A 20,433-nucleotide genomic window follows, 5' to 3' on the forward strand; every position below is an offset into this window, starting at 1 on the left:
CTGATCACTTTTCCCCTTTTCCACTTTTATCGCATAATTCATATAACACACCGAAAGATGATTTCGGGTGCATGAAAGCAACCTCTGCACCACCAGCACCTGGTCCTGGCTCTTCAGATAAAAGACGTACGCCTTTTTCCCGAAGCTCAGCCATACGCTCACGGATCCCTGTTACACCGAATGCTACATGGTGAATACCTTCTCCACGTTTTTCGATATATCCGTGAATAGTACTTTTCTCACTCATCGGTTCTAATAACTCAATTTTTACATTACCCGCATCAATGAATGCAACACGAACCTGTTGAGATTCTACTTCTTCCACTTTTAGCAATTTTAAGCCTAAAGTTTCTGTATAATATGTAATACGTTCATCAAGATCGCGGACTGCAATCCCAATATGATCTACTCTCTCCATGGTGACATCTCCTTCTGTTATGGTACATAATCTATTTTACAGACTTTTTCGTCAAAACTCTACTACTTGAGAAATTTTTCAGATTTGATAAACTATTTATAAGAAAAGAAGGAGCGAACGAGCATATGAGTAATAAAAAATTTCAAAAAATCGTAGTTTATACTATGGTCGCAATCATGATAATTTCATCTCTAGCATTCGGCCTATCAATGCTAGTATAATGAAAAGCAAGGCGTCCGCATTACTGCGGGCGCTCTTTCTTTACCTTCAACCCCTTGAAAGACTGCTTAATTTCTAAATAACGATCCATTTCCTCAATAAATTGATAGAGTGCCGCTTGTGCTAAAAATTGCTCATGATTTTTCGGTAAGGGTAACTGGGCAAAATCTCGCTTTACTTGCTCTAACTTCTCTCTAAAATGACTGGCCGTATTTCCTGAATGAACATGCTCACCAAGGTCTTGTAAAAAATCAGCAACAATAACCGCCTCTTGTACTATAACAGGAAGTGCCGTTATTTTTGGAAGAACCCTATCGATAATTTCTAGCTGCTGTTCACGCATATCAAAATACATGTAGTAGTCATTTTTTCGTCTCGTAAAATGATTTTCAACATCTTTAAACGCTAGGGATTTTGCACTATTCAATGCTTTAATCGCTTCAATAATTTCCTGCCCATCCCACAATGTATCGCCTTCTCTTAAATAGTTGGCAATTTCTAAAAAAATCTTACTGTAGAGTTCCTCAATTTTCACTCGATAGTAATTTAATTCCTTTTGAATATCTGGCATATACATATTTATAGCTATTCCCGTACAATAACCAATTGCCATTAATGCGAATTCATTATAAACAAGTGCCAATGAAAAGCTTTTAGCTGCATAAATATGCATGATAATAACGGCACTAGAGACAAAGCCATCCGCTACCTTTAATGACACAATTGTTGGTATAAAAATGATCAACATACCTGCTAATGTAAGCGGATGATAGGAAAATAGCTCAAAGCTCAAAAATGCATAAAACATTGCGATAATACTTGCGACAAATCGTGTATAAGCAGCATGAAGAGATTTTTTCTTCGTTGGCTGTACACATAATATTGTTAGAATACCAGCAGATGCATAAGAAGCTAATTCAAAGTATTGGGCAATGGCAATAGCGATTGCTGCACCAAATGCCGTTTTTAATGTACGATAGCCGATTGAAAACTTCTTCAAGTCGACTGCCTCCTATCTTTTAGTACTCTACTTAGTTTATTCATTTCAAAGAAAACTATCAGCTAATCGTTTAGCCAATATTACAAAAATTCTAAATGCAATTCTACTGGAATCAGTGGAAAAACGATGCTAATTCGGAGAGCAATTTAGTAGTAGGTCTCCGCAGACATTTTATAGCCTGCGGAGTTTTCTGCTAAAAGAATAGCTTTTCTTTATTTGAATAAATTAAAGTTCGTCGCAGTATTCCTCAAAGTTTGCTTGTAAGTTTGTTACTACTGACATCGGGTCATGTCCCTCAATTTCATAGCGTCCAACTTCTGCCACTACTTGACCATCCTTTAATAACACAAATGATGGGGAGGATGGTAAATGATCTTCACCGAAGTGGTATCGAGCAGCCGCAGTTGCTTCTTTATCTTGACCAGCAAATACTGTTACAAGATGATCTGGACGTTTATCGTAATGTACGCATTGTGCTGCTGCTGGACGTGCGATACCTCCTGCACAGCCGCATACTGAGTTTACCATGACTAATGTTGTACCTGGACGAGCAAACGCCTCTTCAACAGCTTCTGGCGTGCGAAGCTGTTCATAACCAGCAGCCTCAATTTCTCCACGTGCTGTTTTTAAAATTTCTTGCATAAATAAATCGTAATCCATATTCATATAGCGATAGCTCCTTTCAAGTTCGCGTCATCTTCCGCCGGAGGCTTTAACTTCTTTCAGCTGAAAGAAGTTAAACTTAATAACTTAAGATATTCGACGCTAATACATCTCCTATCATAGCAGTTAGTGACGACTTTGTGCACCTACTTGCTCACAGAAAAGGTGATTATTTCTGTGATTGATCATCGCTAAATAAACGATCTACTCCTTGTGTGACTGTCAACTGTCCATTTAAAATTTGACGTTCTAAAAGTTGCACCTGAGCTTTACGATCTGGATTACCATAAAACATATCGATTAAATGGTCCGTAATCATCGATTGGAACCAATCTTTTGTCTGATTTTGGCGTCTGATTGACCAATAATTATTTGCCTCAACAATTTGTCTGAACTCCCCTATTGTACTCCAAACTTTGTCGAGACCACGGTTTTCCCACGAACTTACCGGCATTGCTGTAGACATCCAACCTGGAGTTGCAGGCTGTAAGAAATGTAAGATTTGCTTGTACTCGGATACCGTTTTTTTAGCCAGACGAACATTATCACCATCAGCCTTATGAACAACGATGGCATCCGCTAACTCCATAATGCCCTTTTTCATGCCTTGTAGCTCATCTCCGGCACCTGTTAAAACTAACAGCAAGAAGAAATCAACCATACCACGGACATACGTTTCACTTTGTCCAACACCGACTGTTTCTATTAAAATGACATCATAGCCAGCCGCTTCACAAACAAGCATCGTTTCACGTGTCTTTTTATGAACACCCCCTAGGGTACCAGCTGATGGAGAGGGGCGAACAAATGCATTAGGTTTCTTCACGAGCTCTTCCATTCGAGTTTTATCGCCTAATATACTTCCTCCCGATAAAGAGGAGCTTGGATCAATCGCAAGGACTGCCACTTTTTTCCCCATCTCACAAAGCATCGTTCCGAAAGCCTCAATGAACGAACTCTTTCCCGCACCAGGAACGCCTGTTATCCCAATACGGACACTGTTTCCTGTATGAGGTAGAAGCTCTTGTAGAAGTTCTTGTGCTTGCACTTTATGTGTTGCATTTGAACTTTCAATGAGTGTAATAGCTTTTGACAATTGTGTACGAGAGCCTGCACGTACTTCTCGTGCAAGCTCCTGTATGTTTAGATTGTCTGCTTTTTTCTTTCGGAATTTTTTCGGTGTACCATATTGCATTCCGTCGTGAGTCGCCTCTACTCCGTCCATAACAAATAGCGCACTTTCAGGCATTCCTTTGTTTTTGTCCATTATTCAGACACTTCCTCATAGCCTAAACGTTTGTAAATCTCTTCAATAATCTTTTGTGCCGATACAGGAATAACTGTACCAGGTCCAAAAATCGCTACTGCGCCAGCGTCATAAAGGAATTCATAATCTTGTGCTGGAATTACACCACCAACAATAATAATGATATCTTCGCGGCCTAGTTTTTCTAGCTCTGCTACTAGTTCAGGAACGAGAGTTTTATGACCAGCTGCTAATGAAGATACGCCAATCACATGAACATCGTTTTCCACAGCCATTTGAGCTGCCTCAGCCGGTGTCATAAATAACGGAGAAATATCTACGTCAAATCCTAAGTCGGCATAACCCGTTGCTACAACCTTCGCACCACGGTCATGTCCATCTTGTCCCATTTTCGCTACTAAAATACGTGGGCGACGACCTTCATTTTCAAGGAACTCCTCAGTCATTTGTTTCATTTCTGCAATTTGCTCTTCATCTGAGAAGTTTGCAGAGTAAACGCCAGAGATTGAACGAATTACTGCCTTATGGCGACCTGAAACAACTTCGATTGCATCAGAAATTTCACCTAAAGAAGCACGAGCACGAGCTGCATCGACAGCTATTGCTAATAAGTTTTCTCCACCATCTTGCGCCGCTTTCGTTAATCGAGCTAGATGTTTTTGTACTTCAGCTTCATCACGAGCTGCTTTCATTGCTTCTAAACGCTCAATTTGCTTTTGACGAACTAGTGTATTATCAATGTCAAGAATGTCGATAGGTTCTTCTTTTTCTAAACGATATTTGTTTACACCAACGATCGTTTCTGTTTTAGAATCGATTTTCGCTTGACGTTTTGCCGCAGCTTCCTCGACTTTCATTTTCGGAAGACCTGTTTCAATTGCTTTCGCCATACCACCAAGTTCTTCGATTTCTTCAATTAATGCCCACGCAGATTTTGTAATTTCGTCTGTTAATTTTTCCACATAGTACGAACCGCCCCATGGATCAATTACTTTCGTCATTGCCGTTTCTTCTTGTAGGAACAGCTGTGTATTACGTGCAATACGTGCAGAGAAATCAGTTGGTAGAGCAATCGCTTCATCCAATGCATTTGTATGAAGAGATTGGGTATGCCCCATTGAAGACGCATTAGCTTCGATTAATGTACGTGCTACATTGTTAAATGGATCTTGCTCTGTTAAAGACCAACCAGATGTTTGTGAGTGTGTACGAAGTGCTAATGTCTTAGGATTTTTAGGATTAAACGTTGACATCATTTGTGCCCAAATTCGACGTGCAGCACGCATTTTTGCAACTTCCATGTAATAGTTCATACCGATTGCCCAGAAGAATGATAAACGCGGTGCAAAGGCATCAATATCGATTCCAGCTTTAAGACCTGTACGAACATATTCAAGACCATCCGCTAATGTATAAGCAAGCTCGATGTCATTTGTTGCTCCTGCTTCTTGAATATGGTAACCAGAAATCGAAATTGAGTTAAATTTTGGCATATATTTCGCCGTATATTCAAAAATATCTGCAATAATTTTCATGGACATTGCTGGCGGATAAATATATGTGTTACGAACCATATATTCTTTTAAAATATCGTTTTGAATCGTACCAGCTAATTGGTCAGGTGTAACTCCTTGCTCTTCAGCAGCAACGATATAGAATGCAAGAACTGGCAATACAGCACCATTCATTGTCATAGAAACTGACATTTGATCCAAAGGAATTTGGTCGAATAAAATCTTCATATCTTCCACAGAGTCAATCGCTACTCCAGCTTTACCAACATCCCCTGTTACACGAGGGTGATCTGAGTCATAGCCACGGTGAGTTGCTAAGTCAAAGGCAACGGAAAGACCTTTTTGACCCATTGCTAAGTTACGTTTGTAGAATGCATTTGATTCTTCAGCTGTTGAGAAACCGGCATATTGTCGAACAGTCCAAGGACGAGCTACATACATAGTAGGGTATGGACCGCGTGTATTTGGCGCAATACCTGCTACATCATTTAAATGTTTAGCCTCTTTAATATCTTCTTTTGTATATATATCTTTAATTTCGATACCTTCATTTGTCATGAATTTTTCTTCTGACGCTTGAGGTGCTTCTGCTGCTAAAACTTTTTCGATTTCAACTGCACTAAAATTTGGCTTGCTCATCGTTGGACCTCCTTCATGCTAGCGAACACTGAATTTAATTTTTCAATGATGTTCTGTCCTGCGAAAATAAAGCCGTTTAAGCCATTTGCTAACCACGCTTCTTCTTCGTCTTTAAATTTACCTGCAACGTCAACAATTACGTTAGCTGGTTTACTTGTTAAAATTGCTGGTATTAATTCTTTCGTATCGTCATCATTACCTGCAATTACCACATATGTTGCATCTGTAGCGTTTAACCAAGCTAATGCTTCGTCAGCTGTTGCAACTGGCTCACTTTTTTCTGGTACTAGACCGACAGTGTTTAAGAAGCCTGACACGAAATCGGCACGTGGTTTTGAGCTTTTTAGTGTTCCTAATGCTAAAACTCCTGTTTTCACATTTGCTGCTGTCATTTCCGCACGTAATTGCTCAAAAGGTTTAGCAATTCGCTTAATCTCTGCAAACGCTGGATTTGTTGCGCTTTCAAGCACATCTGCAGGATTGGCATAAATATTTGTACCAATTAATGACTGCTTACGCGTTTGTACAGCTTTGATACGAGCTTGATAGGATTTTTCTAGTTCCTCAGCAAGTTTTCCTGATGCAGTGTAAGCGTCAATGCCTCCAGCTGCTTCAATTTCTAAGAATAATGACCACGCTTCTTTCACAAAATCAGCTGTTAATGACTCAATAAAATAAGAGCCACCAGCGGGGTCTATAACTTTTAAAACATTTGTTTCTTCTTTTAAGATTAAAGATACATTTCGTGCAATACGGACCGATTGATCTGTTGGCTTCGATAATGCATCATGAGGGTGAACTGTAAAGACATCCGCACCGCCAATTAGGCCAGAAAGCGCTTCATTCGCTGAACGTAATAAGTTTACATAAACATCCAGCTTCGAAAAGCTTCTTAACGATGTTTCGGCAATAGTTGGAACCTTTACGCAATTAGATACTCCATAAGCGGATGAGAACGCTTTCCAAAGTACTTTAAAAGCACGGAGTTTTGCAATCTCTGTAAAGAACTGTGTATCAACTGCAAAGGATACATAATATTTCTTAGCGAACGCTTCAAAGCTTTCTTCTTGATTTGCGTATTTTGCTGCTAATGCAAGTGCATATGCTAATTCTTGCACAGCGTTAGCTCCTTCATTATGATAAACCGTTGTGTCCGCGCCGACTGAGCGCACGCTCGGGAAATCATTTAAAGTGATTGGGTTTTTCGATACGATGAAACCTTTTACAGTTTCTCGCTGATTAACCGCTATTTTGTCGAACACTGCTAATAATGGGTCATTTGAATTTTCAACCGTAATTTTAAATGAATATTCAGAGAAATAAGTCGCTAATTGTACCAATACTTCTTCAGTCCATTCAAAATTTACACGGCTATCAATTGTTACTACTTCATTGCCTCGAGTTAAACTATCATCAAGCTGTGCAAAAAATGCCTCGCTTGTATCAGCATATATTTGTTGTGCCACTCGAAATGCTTGATTATTTTGTAGGGAACGGATTGTGGCAACTTGTTTATCAAGTTCTTCACCAAGTTTTGCTACTAAACTTTCTTGAGTGTAAAGTGGTTCTAATGTAACACCTTCACTTGTTTTCGTTAAAAGAGACTCGAATGGTTTCCCTTTTAAAGCCTTGATTGCTGCATCTTGCCATTCTGAATAGGACGGCTTTTCAAATTCAATATTTTTCATGTTGTTTGACATGCGGACGCTTAATCAGCTTCCCCCCTTAGTAGTTTCTACTTGTTATTCTACATGACAAATTGCGACTGGAAAAGCAAAAAAAAATCGGAAACCGTTATACAACAGGTTTCCGACGAGTCATCAGTAGACTGACGTTGAAGATTTATTTGTATTTTCGAGTATTTCTTTTACCCTATTTAGGAATTTACCACAAACAAGTCCATCAAGAACACGATGATCTAAAGATAAACATAAATTCACAATATCTCGTGCAGCGAACATTCCGCCAGGTAAAACAACCGGTTTTTTTACAATACTTTCCACTTGCAAGATTGCTGCTTGTGGATAGTTAATGATACCCATCGACTGAACGGAGCCGAATGCACCAGTGTTATTAACCGTAAATGTACCACCATTCATGTCATCCATCGTCAGTTTCCCGGCACGAACTTTCACGGCAAGCTCATGAATTTCCTTCGCAATTCCTTTAATCGATTTTTCATCAGCGTGTTTTATAACAGGAACAAATAATGCATCATCTGTCGCGACTGCAATGGAAATATTGATGTCATGCTTTTGAATAATTTTGTCCTCTGCCCACATGGAGTTCATCATAGGGAATTCCTTAAGAGCTTGCGAGACAGCTTTTACAAAGAAAGCAAAATACGTAATATTAAAGCCCTCTTTTTGCTTAAACTCTGTCTTTATGCTATCACGATATGCTACTAAATCTGTAACATCCACTTCCATCATCATCCATGCATGTGGCACTTCATGAACGCTGCGTACCATATTATTGGCGATAGCACGGCGCACCTTCGTTACTGGAATTTCAATATCGCCTGCTTGAATTGGTTGTGCAGGTGTAGCTGGTTTAGTATTCTCTTGTGATGCAGGTGCTGCAACAGGTGTTGACTGAGGAACAGTTGCATCGACTGCAGGCGGCGTTTCAACTAGAGCAGTTGGCACATTTCCTGCTTCAATCAGCTTCATTAGGTCTTTTCTAGTAATCCGTCCCCCTTCACCAGTACCTGTGACTTGATCAAGTGCAATATCATACTCTTGTGCAAGTCGAAGAACAGCTGGTGAATAACGCACTTTATCCTGTCGAACTGTTTTTTGCGATGTTATCGTCGCTGTAGTTGGCTGCTGGGGCTGCTGTTTCTTTTGTACGCCAGCATTTAAAATCGCCGTACTTACTGCTGATTTTTTCGGTGGTGGTGGAGGAGGTAACTCACTGTCACCCGCTATTTCAACGGAGCATACAATTGCACCAACCGGTAACGTTTGCCCTTCCTCTGCAAGTAGCTCTGTAATGACTCCTTCAAAAGAAGAAGGGATTTCTGCATTTACTTTATCTGTTACAACTTCTGCTAGTGGATCATATTTCTTTACCGTATCACCTGGCTTGACAAGCCATTTTTCAATTGTACCTTCTGTTACACTTTCGCCGAGCTGTGGCATTGTAATATTTTGAATAGCCATCATCTATTCCCCCCATCAATTATGCCTAGGTGTATTTGTATTTATCGCACTGCTTAAAATGCAGCAAGTTCTCGCATCGCACGCTCTACTTTTTCAGGGTTAATCATAAAATATTTTTCCATTGTTGGTGCATAGGGCATTGCTGGAACATCTGGTCCTGCCAGGCGCTGAATTGGTGCATCGAGTTCAAATAAACAATGCTCTGCAATAATTGCTGCAACCTCACTCATAATGCTGCCCTCTTTATTATCCTCGGTAACTAATAAAACTTTACCTGTTTTACTTGCCGCTTCAATGATTGCTTCTTTATCAAGAGGATAGACAGTGCGTAGGTCAAGAATATGCGCTGAAATACCATCTGCTGCTAGACGTTCTGCTGCTTGTAATGCAAAATGGACAGCTAAACCATACGTAATAACAGTAACGTCTTCCCCTTCCCGCTTCACATCAGCCTTACCAATTGGCAATGTGTAATCGTCTGCTGGGACTTCACCTTTAATGAGTCGGTAAGCACGCTTATGCTCGAAGAACAGTACTGGATCCTCATCACGAATTGCTGCTTTTAACAAGCCTTTTGCATCATACGGTGTTGATGGTATAACAATTTTCAATCCCGGTGTTCCTGCAAAAAGCGCTTCTACGGATTGCGAATGATAGAGCGCTCCGTGAATACCTCCGCCAAATGGTGCTCGTATAACCATCGGGCATGACCAGTCATTATTTGAACGATAGCGGATTTTTGCTGCCTCAGAAACGATTTGGTTAACGGCAGGCATGATGAAATCAGCGAATTGCATCTCGGCAATTGGACGCATCCCATACATCGCAGCACCAATACCAACACCGGCAATAGCACTCTCGGCAAGAGGTGTGTCAAGTACCCGATGTTCACCAAATTGCTCGTAAAGACCTGCTGTTGCTTTGAAAACCCCGCCTTTGCGACCAACGTCCTCTCCTAAAATGAAAACACGCTCATCACGTTCCATCTCTTCCTTCATCGCTAATGTAATTGCATCAATATAAGACATCACTGCCATTACACGTCACCTCCGTCCACTGGTGAATATACGTATTTCAAAGCGTGCTCTGGTGTTGCATACGGAGCAGCTTCTGCATAGTCTGTTGCTTCATTTACCTCTGCCATAACACGCTCTTCTATTTCAGCACGAAGCTGTTCTGACATAACACCAGCATCCATTAGATACTTTTCAAATAACAGAACGGGATCCTTTGCTTTTCCTTCTGCTATATCCTCGGCAGTGCGATATTGACGATCATCATCATCTGAAGAATGAGCCGTTAAGCGATAAGTCACTGTTTCGATTAAACTTGGACCTTCACCACTACGTGCGCGATCAGCCGCTTCTTTTACAACCTTATACACTTGTAACGGACATTTTCCATCAACAGTAACACCTGGCATACCATAGCCAATACCGCGATCTGATACTTTCGCACAGCCTAATTGACGTTCAACTGGCACAGAAATTGCGTATTGATTATTTTCTACCATTATAATTACTGGAAGCTTATGCACCCCTGCAAAATTCGCACCTTCATGGAAATCGCCTTGGTTTGATGAGCCTTCACCGAGTGTAACAAAAGTAAGAAAATCTTCTTTTTGTAGACGCCCTGCTAGAGCTACTCCCACCGCGTGTGGAACTTGTGTAGTAACTGGCGAAGAGCCTGTTAAAATACGATTCTTCTTTTGTCCAAAATGACCTGGCATTTGTCGTCCACCCGAGTTTGGATCCTCTGCTTTAGCAAATGCGGATAACATCAATTCTCTTGGTGTCATGCCAAAATGTAAAACAACACCCATATCACGATAGTAAGGTGCAATATAATCTCTATTATTATCAAGAGCAAAGGCTGCCCCTACTTGTGCTGCCTCCTGTCCCTGACAAGAAATAACAAATGGAATTTTACCAGAACGGTTTAATAACCACATACGTTCATCTAGTCTTCTTGCCATTAACATCGTTTCGAACATCGCAAGTACATCTTCATTTGATAGACCTAAATCCTCATGCTTGATTTGAACATCTTGCATACGAACACCCCTTCCTGACGTTTCACTTTCGCTACATAAAACACTTTTAGCTTACGCTTTGCTTTCGGTACATAAAAGATTTGCTGAATGATGATGACTAAAGGATTCTATGGCTCTTTACTAAAATATGTACTTGACTGCACATTTCACAGCGGAAGGACACTCACGAACTTGGAGCCTTCCTCTTCATGTACTTTTATACCAATCTAATCAAGAACAGATTTTAGTAATGATCCTCGACTTTAGTTATGAATCTTAAAAATGAATGGCGCGATTATCCACCGCTAACGCTGATTCCACTAGCACCTCATTCAGTGACGGATGTGGATGAATGGCCTGACTAATTTCCCAAGGCGTTGCATCCAATAATTTAGCAAGTGATGCTTCTCCAATTAAATCTGTCACATGAGGTCCTACCATATGAATACCCAAAATATCATTCGTTTCTTCATCAGCAACAATTTTTACAAAGCCATCTGTCTCTCCATTAACTAGCGCTTTTCCAATCGCCTTAAATGGAAACTTACCTACCTTTAATGAATAACCTTGCTCTTGTGCAGCCTTTTCTGTTAAGCCAATACTTGCGACCTCTGGGTAAGAATAAACGCATTTGGGTACATTTAGAACATCAAGTGCCTCTGTTTTACTCGTTGCAATATGCTCAATAGCAGATATTCCTTCGTGTGAAGCAACATGAGCTAATTGTAAGCCACCGATAACATCCCCTATGGCATACATATGTGATTCCTTCGTTTGATAAGAATCCTTGACTTTGATAAACCCATTTTCAACTTCTATTTCTGTATTTTCTAATCCAATACCTTGTGTATTTGCTTCACGTCCAACACAAAGCAATAATTTATCAGCCTCAAATAATTCATCCTTATCATTAACTTTTGCAGAAATGAAAACGTTATCATTTTCAATTTTAAATGTTCCCGTATCTAAACGAGCGTTTGTCACAATTCGGACGCCTCTTTTTTCAAGCTGCTTTGTTACTTCTTTTACAATATCCGTATCCTCTGCAGGTAAAATGGATGGCCCATATTCAATGACCGTTACGTAAACCCCAAAATCACAAAGCATTGAAGCCCATTCAATTCCTATAACTCCTCCGCCAACAATTAACAATGACTTTGGCAGTTTTTCCATTTCCAGTGCATGATCAGAGTTCATCACATATTGACCATCAACCTTTAGTCCAGCCATTCCTCTAGGCTTTGATCCTGTTGCAATCACCACATTTGTTGGGACTAGCATTTCATTTTCATCGCCATTATTCATTTCAACTGAAATAGTGCCAGGCATTGGTGAGAAAATGGACGGTCCTAAAATTCGCCCTGTTCCCTGATAAACATCTATTTTGCCCTTTTTCATCAGTGTATTCACACCTTGGCTCAATTGCTCAACAACCGATTGCTTCCTTGCCTGTACTTTGTCGAATTGTAATGTAACACCTTCAATATCAACACCATATTCAGCAGCATTTTTATTTGCCATACGATACACTTCTGCACTTCGAAGTAAGGCTTTACTTGGTATACAGCCTTTATGCAAGCATGTTCCACCTAGGCGCTCACGTTCGACAATAGCTGTTTTTAAACCTAACTGTGCAGCTCGTATTGCTGCAACATAGCCGCCTGTACCTCCGCCTAAAATGACAACATCATAGTTTTGAGCCATATGAATTCCCCCTTATGCGAAAAATGCTAAAGCATTTTGTTTACCACAATCACTTTGGTTCCTTAAGATAAATGATTTACCCTTGCAGTTTAAATCCATTTAATCTAATTTACTATAAAGTTAGAAGAAGTCGACAATGCGACTTCTTTAAACGAATAAGCGGTTTTTAACGACCGTGTAAAATATTTTTTTCATTTTTTAAGAATTGGCTACGAGACTTTGATACTCGAGCTATACGTTCTTCTGCTAAACGATTAGCTGCTACATATGTCGGTATACTATCACGTTTAGAAATCTCGAAGATTTTTTCGATACTATCATAAATGCCATCGACACGCTTCATTGCACGTTCACGGTTATATCCATATAATTCATCAGCTACATTTATTACACCACCCGCATTAATCACATAATCAGGTGCATAAACTATTCCTAATTCATGTAAATAATCGCCATGACGAGAATCTTGTAGTTGGTTATTAGCAGAACCAGCGATAACCTTTGCTTTTAGTTGCGGAATCGTTTCATCATTTAAAATCGCTCCTAATGCACAAGGTGAGAAAATATCAACTTCCTGTGAATAGATTTCCTCTGGTGCCACAGCAGTTGCACCAAAATCATTCACAACTCGATCAATTGCCGCTTGATTAATATCTGTAACAACAAGTTTTGCACCCTCATTATGTAAATACTCGCAAAGCTTGTAGGCTACATTCCCTAGACCTTGTACAGAAATAGTACGCCCCTCTAATGAATCAGATCCAAATGCTTCTTTTGCTGCTGCTTTCATACCACGATATACTCCGTAAGCAGTTACTGGAGATGGGTTTCCTGATGATCCAAAAGCAGGAGAAATTCCCGTTACATAATTTGTTTCTTCATGAATTAAATCCATATCTGTCACTGTTGTACCAACGTCTTCTGCAGTAATATAGCGACCATTAAGCCCTTGGATGAAACGTCCTAGTGCACGGAACATTTCTTCATTTTTATCTTTAAATGGGTCACCGATAATAACCGTTTTTCCACCGCCAAGGTTTAAACCAGCTGCAGCATTTTTATAGGTCATCCCTCTTGCTAAACGCAATGCATCCTCTATAGCATTTTCTTCTGATGCATATGTCCACATACGTGACCCACCTAGTGCTGGTCCAAGTGTTGTGTCATGGATAGCGATAATCGCTTTTAACCCTGATGCTTCATCTTGGCAAAATACCAATTGTTCATAATCATACTTTTCCATATACTTGAAGATTTCCATGAAAACTCGCCCCTTTGCTTTGGAAAGTGCATCCCCAAATGCCCATCCCAATTCATGTTCAAAATTGTTTAACAATGGATAATATTGCTCCATTTAATTTTACAATACTGACAATTTCACAATTTAGCAACTATTATTACACTTTCTTGTTTAAGTAAGAATTTTCAAAACTTTCAGTTACAATTGTATTATGTTTTACTTGTTGTTACTGGGTTTGTCAGTTATATAGTTTTATAAGCTTCCTTGACATTCCTATATCCACAGGTACAATTAAACTTAGGAATAAGGGAGGGACATGCATGGCTCGATTTGCTGCATTTATGGTAATGCTTATTCCAGGTCTTATGGCTGCAGGTGGCATTAAATTTATGCGTGATACATTATTTGGTAAGCTCATCTCACCTTTCCCATTTTTATGGCTACAATTCGTCGTTGGCATTATTCTCTTTGTTATAGGCTTTGGCTTTTTCGCAGGATTCTTACTTCATCGCGATCGAAAAAATGGAAAGGTGGCTCCGCGCTTCCAAAAAAAATAAAAATAGCTATCCTTTTAAGTCTCTACAGACTTATTGGATAGCTATTTTTATCTTCATTCATCAGAATGATTAACGTTGCTGTTTCGCAATTACTTTATCAGGATAATCAGTAATCCAACCAATTACAGAAGGATGCGGATTTGTTAAAAATGGTTCATTCCCATCAATTGCATAAAAACGACATGCTTTATCACTCGCTACACAGGCCTCTAAATATCTTGGTTTATAATACCTTTTATGCATATGAACACTGTCAATAGCTTTATAATCACTAAGCAAATCCCATTTTAATTTTTTAGTTACGATAAGTGCTGTTTCATAGTCCGGCTTATATTGTTTCACAATCTCTAGTAGCTCATAGTGAAACGATGAAAAATGACTGCCTTCAGGCAGAGTAAGCCCTTGAAGCATTTGAATAAGTGCGCTTTTATTATCGAGGATCGTTGATTTTAATTCGATATTAAGGGGTAGCTGTTGCGAATTTGCCCATGCTAAAACGATTTCAAACGTCGAAATTCTATACGTTGAAAATAATCGCCTCCATGGCTTCCCAAGTTTAAAGCTTACTAGCTCCTCTATCGTACATTCATTCACAAGCTTATTAATACCAACTAATCTTGACAGCTGTAGATCATGATACACAACCGGAATGCCCTCTTTTGACAGCTGGATATCTAATTCAATCCCATCTGCCCTTAGCTCTAATGCCTTTTCAAAGGCCTTCAGGGTATTTTCAAGTGCATACGCTGAAGCCCCACGATGTGCAAATACGGGAATGAAAGAATCACTAGACATTTAACTCACCAAATTCGATAAGAAATTTACCATTTGTCATCTTACTTAATAAGGATGATTTTTTACCAATTTGAATATAGGTACCAGGATGAGCTTCCTTCGTCACAACAATTTCTTCTTTTCCAGCATGACGCATTTCATCCATTATTAGCTTTACCTCACGATCAATTGTCACTGCATCTGCTTTCAATTTTGTTAAGCTTTGTTTCGTTTCCTCAAATGTAACTATCTGTTCCTTAGACATTTGGTTTAGGAATGGAAGTAAGCTTTTAATTTTTGCCTCGTGCTCCGAGATTTCTGATTGTAGTTGCTTTAGATGTGCTGCCTTCTCTTGGATAATGGAATAGTTTTCCTGTTTATTGATGCTTTCGATAATTAAGTCAGTTCGACGCTCTAAACGATTTCCCGAGATGGAAGTGACGATCGTATTCTTGGCTACTGCACGTCCCCCAATAATTTTCCCTTTTCGTTCATCCACAAAGATAGAATGTGCAGAGAGCTGTGATCCCAATGCATAAAACCCTATATGAATACTGTCAGCTGCAACTAGATTTGCCTCATTGACATGCTTAACGAAAATATTGCCGCCTGCCTCTACAAGAGTTGAGCCTAGACCAAAAATCCCTCCGCGAATATAGACGTCGCCTTCAATTGATTTAATAAGTTTGGCACCGCTTACACCTTCAGCACCCTCGATGGAAATATCTCCAGTAGCAATAACTGTATAGCCTGATGTAACAGTTCCTCTAATGCTTAAAGAGCCATTAAATTCGAGATTCCCTGTTTCAACGCCAACGTCCCCATTTATTGGCAAATGTCTATTAACACCGATCATACCTTTAACATCATCTAATACACCAGCTATTTTTGAACGGATGACAATTTTCCCATCCTCTTCCACTTCATAAGCTGATTTTTTATCGTACTTTATAGGAAAATCACGACCTGCTACAGCAGCCATAATTTCACCTGATACAGTTTCCCCTGGTATACCTAAAGTCGCAGGGATTTTCTCGCCAAGCCACGAACCTTCGGAAATTTCAGAAATAAAATTCATGTCATAATAATCAGCTTTTCCATCTTCGCGAATTACTGGCTTTCTCTCTGGTTTAGGTAAGTATGTAATTTGTGCATCTGTTCCTGCTATAGGTGGTGTTCCTTGTGCAATTAAAAATGCTTTTCCTGGTTCAATCTTAGAAATATCAAAATCTAATATTCCATGAACAATTCCTTCGTTCTCGATTGTTTCCAGAATTTGATGAGTTAATTTCTCTTTATTCTTTAGAATATAATCATGTGTTTCATATACAAATATCGAGGCGGACATTTTATCTCGTGCAATTTCTGCTTCAACATTTGGAAGCCAACGTCCAATTTCAACAGGGCTTGTGCTTTCTGTTGCTAAGACATTTTTTAATATTGAAAAATTAGACAATTTAAGTCGAGGATGACTTCGTAAAATACTATCAAATTCTTTTAACGGAAAACCAGCAATGTAAGTAAATATAAATATCTTTCCATTTTCTTCCGTTATTTCGAATTTATCATTTCGAACTAGAATCAAGCTACCTCCTCCTTCCCTCTAACTGTAAGTATATACAATCTATTTACATTTGTTTAGAGACAATTGTCACTACTGAGAAAGAATTTACACGTACTTTCTAAGTAATACATTCATCTCCCCTTTTCACTTTCACGTCAATATTAGTCGATTTTTACTATAAAAAGTACTGTTTTACTCAATCTTAAAAATCCACTGTCTAAATTTTATAAATTCAACTGTTAATAATCAGGTAATTTACCAAATCTTTAACCAACTTTAATAATAGATAATGTTTATGTCATAATATTTATAAACATGTATTAGGCCTTCAATACTAAATTTAAATAAAAATGCTTTATAACATTTTTATCAAATAAGTATACAGGCGGTTAAATTATGGCTACAAGTCCTTCCCAAAAATAGTTTCAATACGAATATGAACACCTAGTTGATTGATATTTAGGAGCTGCTCCCGCGTCATATAGTAAATGCTTACACTTCTATTAATCCCAAGTCGCACCTCAAATAAATTATCTTCAATCTGTATTATTTCTAACGAGTTATTTTCGTCAAGTTGAAAGTTTACACTTTTCATATGTTATCACCCAATTAAATTATATACGTTCAAACAAAAATAAACGATCAACAGTATTGTTGACCGCTAAAATTATGACTATCCTAATACATATTCCGCTAATACACTTTGAACTTTATATATGTTTGTTGATTTATTAAAGTTTTTCTGTATCGGTAATTCACTTCCTGAAACCCAAATTTTTAACTCTGCGTCTAGATCAAACGTTCCCGCAGTTTCAACTGAAAAATGAAGAATATTCTTATATGGAATTGAATGATATTGTGTTTTCTTTCCAGTTACTCCTTGTTTATCGATTAAGATAAGTCTTTTATCCGTAAAAATAAAAGTGTCTCTTATAATTTTATATGCATTCTTAATTGTTTCATTAGGCGTTAATAAACCTTTAACTTCATCCTGTAATTTTTCTAGATTTACTTCACTTGCATTACCGATTATCCCATCAAATAACCCCATCTTAATTCCCCCTCCAAATGTCCATTCTCTATTTAAAATATGAGATTATTTTTCCATAAATTCAATACGTCACCGTTAAACTCGTTTAAAACTACATCAAAGCTGCAACGTTAATAATGAGTAGGCTTTAGGAACAATCCAACATATAACGGTTAATTTTCGATTCTTAGATACGCCCCCGAAACAGTCATCGCAAACTGTCTAAAAAGGGGTTAAAAGATTTCGTAAAAAACTTTTATTTCATTTTCTATACTGCAATCGCCTTCAATGAAAATAAAAAATACACAGAACAGCACTTTACTAAGTGTGACTCTGTGTGTTCTATGTAAATTTACTTATTACTATTGGAGTTGGTGTGCACCAAAAAGTGTTCCCATATCATCTAAAATAATTTTCGCATCATTATTCAAAAGTGGAAGAACATCTGCTCTTTGCACTAATTCAAAGGAGTTTTTTAACGTCCTTTTTAGCATAGAAATATCAAAATTCGAACAATATTCATTGATTTTATTAATCGTCAATAAATCTGTTCGTGTTAATTGATTCTTAGTTTCCACCTGATTTTTGTTATCTGCTATTACATGCTTAATGAGAACTCGCCCATTTGTATTTAGTAACCGATAATATTTTGATTCGGATAATTTCTTAAGATTAGTTTCAATTAATATTCTTGCTTTAACAAAATCTAAATCATCACATGCTTTGTTTATTTTCGTAATAATTGTTGTCGTATTACCTGTCATTATAAACCTCCGTTTTACAATTTATATCCAAAAGACTAGTCATGTATGAGAATGGTTACTAGGATTATTATCCTACTTTATCCCACAGAAATTTATCGACTAATATACTAACCATCCCTGAATATTACTATATATTTTTTCCTATTGCAACATATATCTTTTGTTTCATACAAAGAAAAACAACGAATGACTTTATCGCCATCCGCTGTTTCAAAGCTTACATATTTTTTAGCTTTCTAAACGTTTTAAGACAACCGTATGTTGCTAATTTTCAACACTCCACGTCCACAAATACTACTAGTGCTTTTGACACCAAATTACAGTTTCACATTTTACTCAAAAAAGACGAGCAATTTCTTCTTCTAAGTTAATATGCCCTATAAGTGGCAAGAAAAGCTCAGCATCAGTTACTTAAAAAGAATGCATAATTCGCTATTGTCGTTTTACTCACTGCTTGCCAAAATCACCTCGTCGTTCTGGATAGTTTACAGGCGTTTTATCGGTACTTACCTCGAACTTGCTCCTTTCTTCGATTGAACGAATATAGGCTCGTACATGCTTTGACTTGATGCTTTTAACGTCATCTATTTCGAAGTTACACAAAAGATCCAACATACTAAAAAAGGATTAATAGACATAAAAAAATACGCCCCCTCAAACAGTCGGCGTAAACTGTCTAAAAAGGCGTTATAAAATAAGCAGTATAATTGCTATAAATATAAGTTCATCGATTATTCTTCGCTAAGCCTATCGTCCACAAACGCAGTTACATCAACAATTAACTCGCCATCATATCAATGCGAATCTTGTCCGCAATCATGGCGATGAATTCGCTATTTGTCGGCTTCGATTTTAAATGATGTACCGTATAACCAAACATCGACGAAATCGATTCATAATTGCCACGATTCCATGCAACCTCAATGGCATGACGAATCGCGCGTTCAACTCGTGATGGTGTTGTATTAAACTTTTTAGCGATTTCTGGATATAAAATTTTCGTCACAGAGCCTAATAACTCGATATCTTCGAACACCATCTGAATAGCTTCTCGTAAATAAGAGTAGCCTTTAATATGTGCAGGAACACCGATTTCTTTAATAATGGCTGTGATCGTGCTGTCTAATTGATGTTGATTTAATTTTTGAGGTGCCGCTGGTTGTAAAACACTTGTCTTTTTAGGAAGTGTTGCCTTCTGTCCAGCACAATGTAAGATCTTTTGAACCAATTGATCGAATTCAAATGGCTTTAGCATGAAATAGGATGCACCTAAATCTACAGCCTGCTTCATCACATCTTCTTGACCAAAAGCAGTTAACATTATAACTTGAATTGATGACATTCGTTCATTTTGATACATTGACTCTAAAACAGCTAACCCATCAAGATGTGGCATTATAATATCTAGCAGTAAAATATCTGGTGTGTATTCCTCTAGCATTTGTAAACAAACTTTTCCATTTGATGCAGTTGCAATTATTTCAATTTCAGGATGCCCTTGAAAATACTGCTCCATCGTTTTTAATAACTCACGATTATCATCTGCAATCGCTACTTTAACCTTTGTCATTACAATTCCTCCTTCTGAACTTGCTTTGAATCCCCAAAGCGTTACCTACCCCTAATGCATTTTTTTGCACACTGTGGAATTTTCGACATTTTTGTTTTAAAAACCTTTTCTATTTCCAAAAATGAGTATGTAGTCCGATACTTTCTTTTTATATCGACAAGTTATGATAAATATTTGCAGAGTGTCGAATGCTTATACCATTTATTTTAGTGAAAAAATTGAGATAAAACTACAGTTTTTCTTAAGTATCGCTAATCGCTTCATAAATAAACGAAATACTTGATGAACAACATATTTTCATGAAAGAATGGAGC

19 protein-coding genes are annotated in these 20,433 nt (G+C 38.1%); 2 read left to right on the forward strand and 17 right to left on the reverse strand.

The features are described 5' to 3' along the window. Positions 1 to 4: 4 nt before the first annotated feature. Complete coding sequence (gene mce, locus ACQKMV_RS16075) at positions 5 to 418, reverse strand: methylmalonyl-CoA epimerase (protein WP_249073668.1); 414 nt, start codon at positions 416 to 418, stop codon at positions 5 to 7. A gap of 125 nt (positions 419 to 543) precedes the next feature. On the opposite strand from mce, the gene prli42 reads away from it, so the two are divergent. Next, positions 544 to 639, forward strand: a complete 96-nt coding sequence (prli42, locus tag ACQKMV_RS16080; protein WP_283164667.1) for a stressosome-associated protein Prli42 — start codon at positions 544 to 546, stop codon at positions 637 to 639. Between the two features lie 20 nt (positions 640 to 659). Here the strand turns inward: prli42 and ACQKMV_RS16085 are convergent, their stop codons facing one another. The 10 genes from ACQKMV_RS16085 to ACQKMV_RS16130 all read right to left on the reverse strand — a co-directional run bounded on the left by ACQKMV_RS16085 (position 660) and on the right by ACQKMV_RS16130 (position 13,881). Then, complete coding sequence (locus ACQKMV_RS16085) at positions 660 to 1,637, reverse strand: aromatic acid exporter family protein (RefSeq protein WP_427505173.1); 978 nt, start codon at positions 1,635 to 1,637, stop codon at positions 660 to 662. Between the two features lie 225 nt (positions 1,638 to 1,862). Then, complete coding sequence (locus ACQKMV_RS16090) at positions 1,863 to 2,303, reverse strand: BrxA/BrxB family bacilliredoxin (RefSeq protein WP_249073666.1); 441 nt, start codon at positions 2,301 to 2,303, stop codon at positions 1,863 to 1,865. A 166-nt stretch (positions 2,304 to 2,469) separates the two neighbouring features. Then, positions 2,470 to 3,567, reverse strand: a complete 1,098-nt coding sequence (gene meaB / locus ACQKMV_RS16095; protein WP_427505174.1) for a methylmalonyl Co-A mutase-associated GTPase MeaB — start codon at positions 3,565 to 3,567, stop codon at positions 2,470 to 2,472. Beyond that, complete coding sequence (scpA, locus tag ACQKMV_RS16100) at positions 3,567 to 5,720, reverse strand: methylmalonyl-CoA mutase (protein ID WP_402993753.1); 2,154 nt, start codon at positions 5,718 to 5,720, stop codon at positions 3,567 to 3,569. Before scpA ends, meaB begins: the two co-directional genes overlap by 1 nt. After that, positions 5,717 to 7,420 (reverse strand): methylmalonyl-CoA mutase family protein, encoded by a 1,704-nt coding sequence (locus tag ACQKMV_RS16105; protein WP_427505176.1) that lies wholly within the window; start codon positions 7,418 to 7,420, stop codon positions 5,717 to 5,719. The genes scpA and ACQKMV_RS16105 overlap by 4 nt, the downstream gene beginning before the upstream one ends. Before the next feature lie 120 nt (positions 7,421 to 7,540). Further along, positions 7,541 to 8,884 (reverse strand): dihydrolipoamide acetyltransferase family protein, encoded by a 1,344-nt coding sequence (locus ACQKMV_RS16110; RefSeq protein ID WP_427505250.1) that lies wholly within the window; start codon positions 8,882 to 8,884, stop codon positions 7,541 to 7,543. Positions 8,885 to 8,937: 53 nt separating this feature from the next. Next, entirely contained in the window at positions 8,938 to 9,921 is a 984-nt protein-coding gene (locus ACQKMV_RS16115) for an alpha-ketoacid dehydrogenase subunit beta (protein WP_427505177.1), read from the reverse strand. Next, the gene (locus ACQKMV_RS16120) at positions 9,921 to 10,937 is read right to left on the reverse strand and encodes a thiamine pyrophosphate-dependent dehydrogenase E1 component subunit alpha (protein ID WP_427505179.1); all 1,017 of its coding nucleotides are present in this window, start codon (positions 10,935 to 10,937) and stop codon (positions 9,921 to 9,923) included. The genes ACQKMV_RS16115 and ACQKMV_RS16120 overlap by 1 nt, the downstream gene beginning before the upstream one ends. A gap of 255 nt (positions 10,938 to 11,192) precedes the next feature. After that, complete coding sequence (lpdA, locus tag ACQKMV_RS16125) at positions 11,193 to 12,620, reverse strand: dihydrolipoyl dehydrogenase (RefSeq protein WP_427505181.1); 1,428 nt, start codon at positions 12,618 to 12,620, stop codon at positions 11,193 to 11,195. Between the two features lie 166 nt (positions 12,621 to 12,786). Then, positions 12,787 to 13,881 carry a Leu/Phe/Val dehydrogenase gene (locus tag ACQKMV_RS16130; RefSeq protein WP_427505252.1) on the reverse strand — a complete coding sequence of 365 codons (1,095 nt, stop codon included), beginning with the start codon at positions 13,879 to 13,881 and terminating at the stop codon, positions 12,787 to 12,789. A gap of 299 nt (positions 13,882 to 14,180) precedes the next feature. On the opposite strand from ACQKMV_RS16130, the gene ACQKMV_RS16135 reads away from it, so the two are divergent. Then, the gene (locus tag ACQKMV_RS16135) at positions 14,181 to 14,417 is read left to right on the forward strand and encodes a DUF2627 domain-containing protein (protein ID WP_427423072.1); all 237 of its coding nucleotides are present in this window, start codon (positions 14,181 to 14,183) and stop codon (positions 14,415 to 14,417) included. Between the two features lie 69 nt (positions 14,418 to 14,486). On the opposite strand, the gene ACQKMV_RS16140 is transcribed toward ACQKMV_RS16135, so the two are convergent. The 6 genes from ACQKMV_RS16140 to spo0A form a co-directional block, all read right to left on the reverse strand. After that, a complete protein-coding gene (locus ACQKMV_RS16140; protein ID WP_427505182.1) occupies positions 14,487 to 15,212 on the reverse strand; it encodes a glycerophosphodiester phosphodiesterase in 726 nt (241 codons plus the stop codon). After that, the gene (locus ACQKMV_RS16145) at positions 15,205 to 16,776 is read right to left on the reverse strand and encodes a DUF342 domain-containing protein (protein ID WP_427505183.1); all 1,572 of its coding nucleotides are present in this window, start codon (positions 16,774 to 16,776) and stop codon (positions 15,205 to 15,207) included. Before ACQKMV_RS16145 ends, ACQKMV_RS16140 begins: the two co-directional genes overlap by 8 nt. 379 nt (positions 16,777 to 17,155) lie before the next feature. Then, complete coding sequence (locus ACQKMV_RS16150; RefSeq protein ID WP_427505185.1) at positions 17,156 to 17,350, reverse strand: hypothetical protein; 195 nt, start codon at positions 17,348 to 17,350, stop codon at positions 17,156 to 17,158. A gap of 78 nt (positions 17,351 to 17,428) precedes the next feature. Next, positions 17,429 to 17,806, reverse strand: coding sequence for a PH domain-containing protein (locus ACQKMV_RS16155; RefSeq protein WP_427505187.1), 378 nt, complete (start codon positions 17,804 to 17,806; stop codon positions 17,429 to 17,431). A 341-nt stretch (positions 17,807 to 18,147) separates the two neighbouring features. Continuing rightward, complete coding sequence (locus tag ACQKMV_RS16160) at positions 18,148 to 18,549, reverse strand: hypothetical protein (RefSeq protein ID WP_427505189.1); 402 nt, start codon at positions 18,547 to 18,549, stop codon at positions 18,148 to 18,150. A gap of 778 nt (positions 18,550 to 19,327) precedes the next feature. Then, positions 19,328 to 20,119 (reverse strand): sporulation transcription factor Spo0A, encoded by a 792-nt coding sequence (spo0A, locus tag ACQKMV_RS16165; RefSeq protein WP_427505190.1) that lies wholly within the window; start codon positions 20,117 to 20,119, stop codon positions 19,328 to 19,330. Between the last annotated feature and the right edge of the window lie 314 nt (positions 20,120 to 20,433).

The sequence above is a fragment of the Lysinibacillus sp. NPDC094403 genome (assembly GCF_050278745.1).
GTDB lineage: Bacteria > Bacillota > Bacilli > Bacillales_A > Planococcaceae > Lysinibacillus.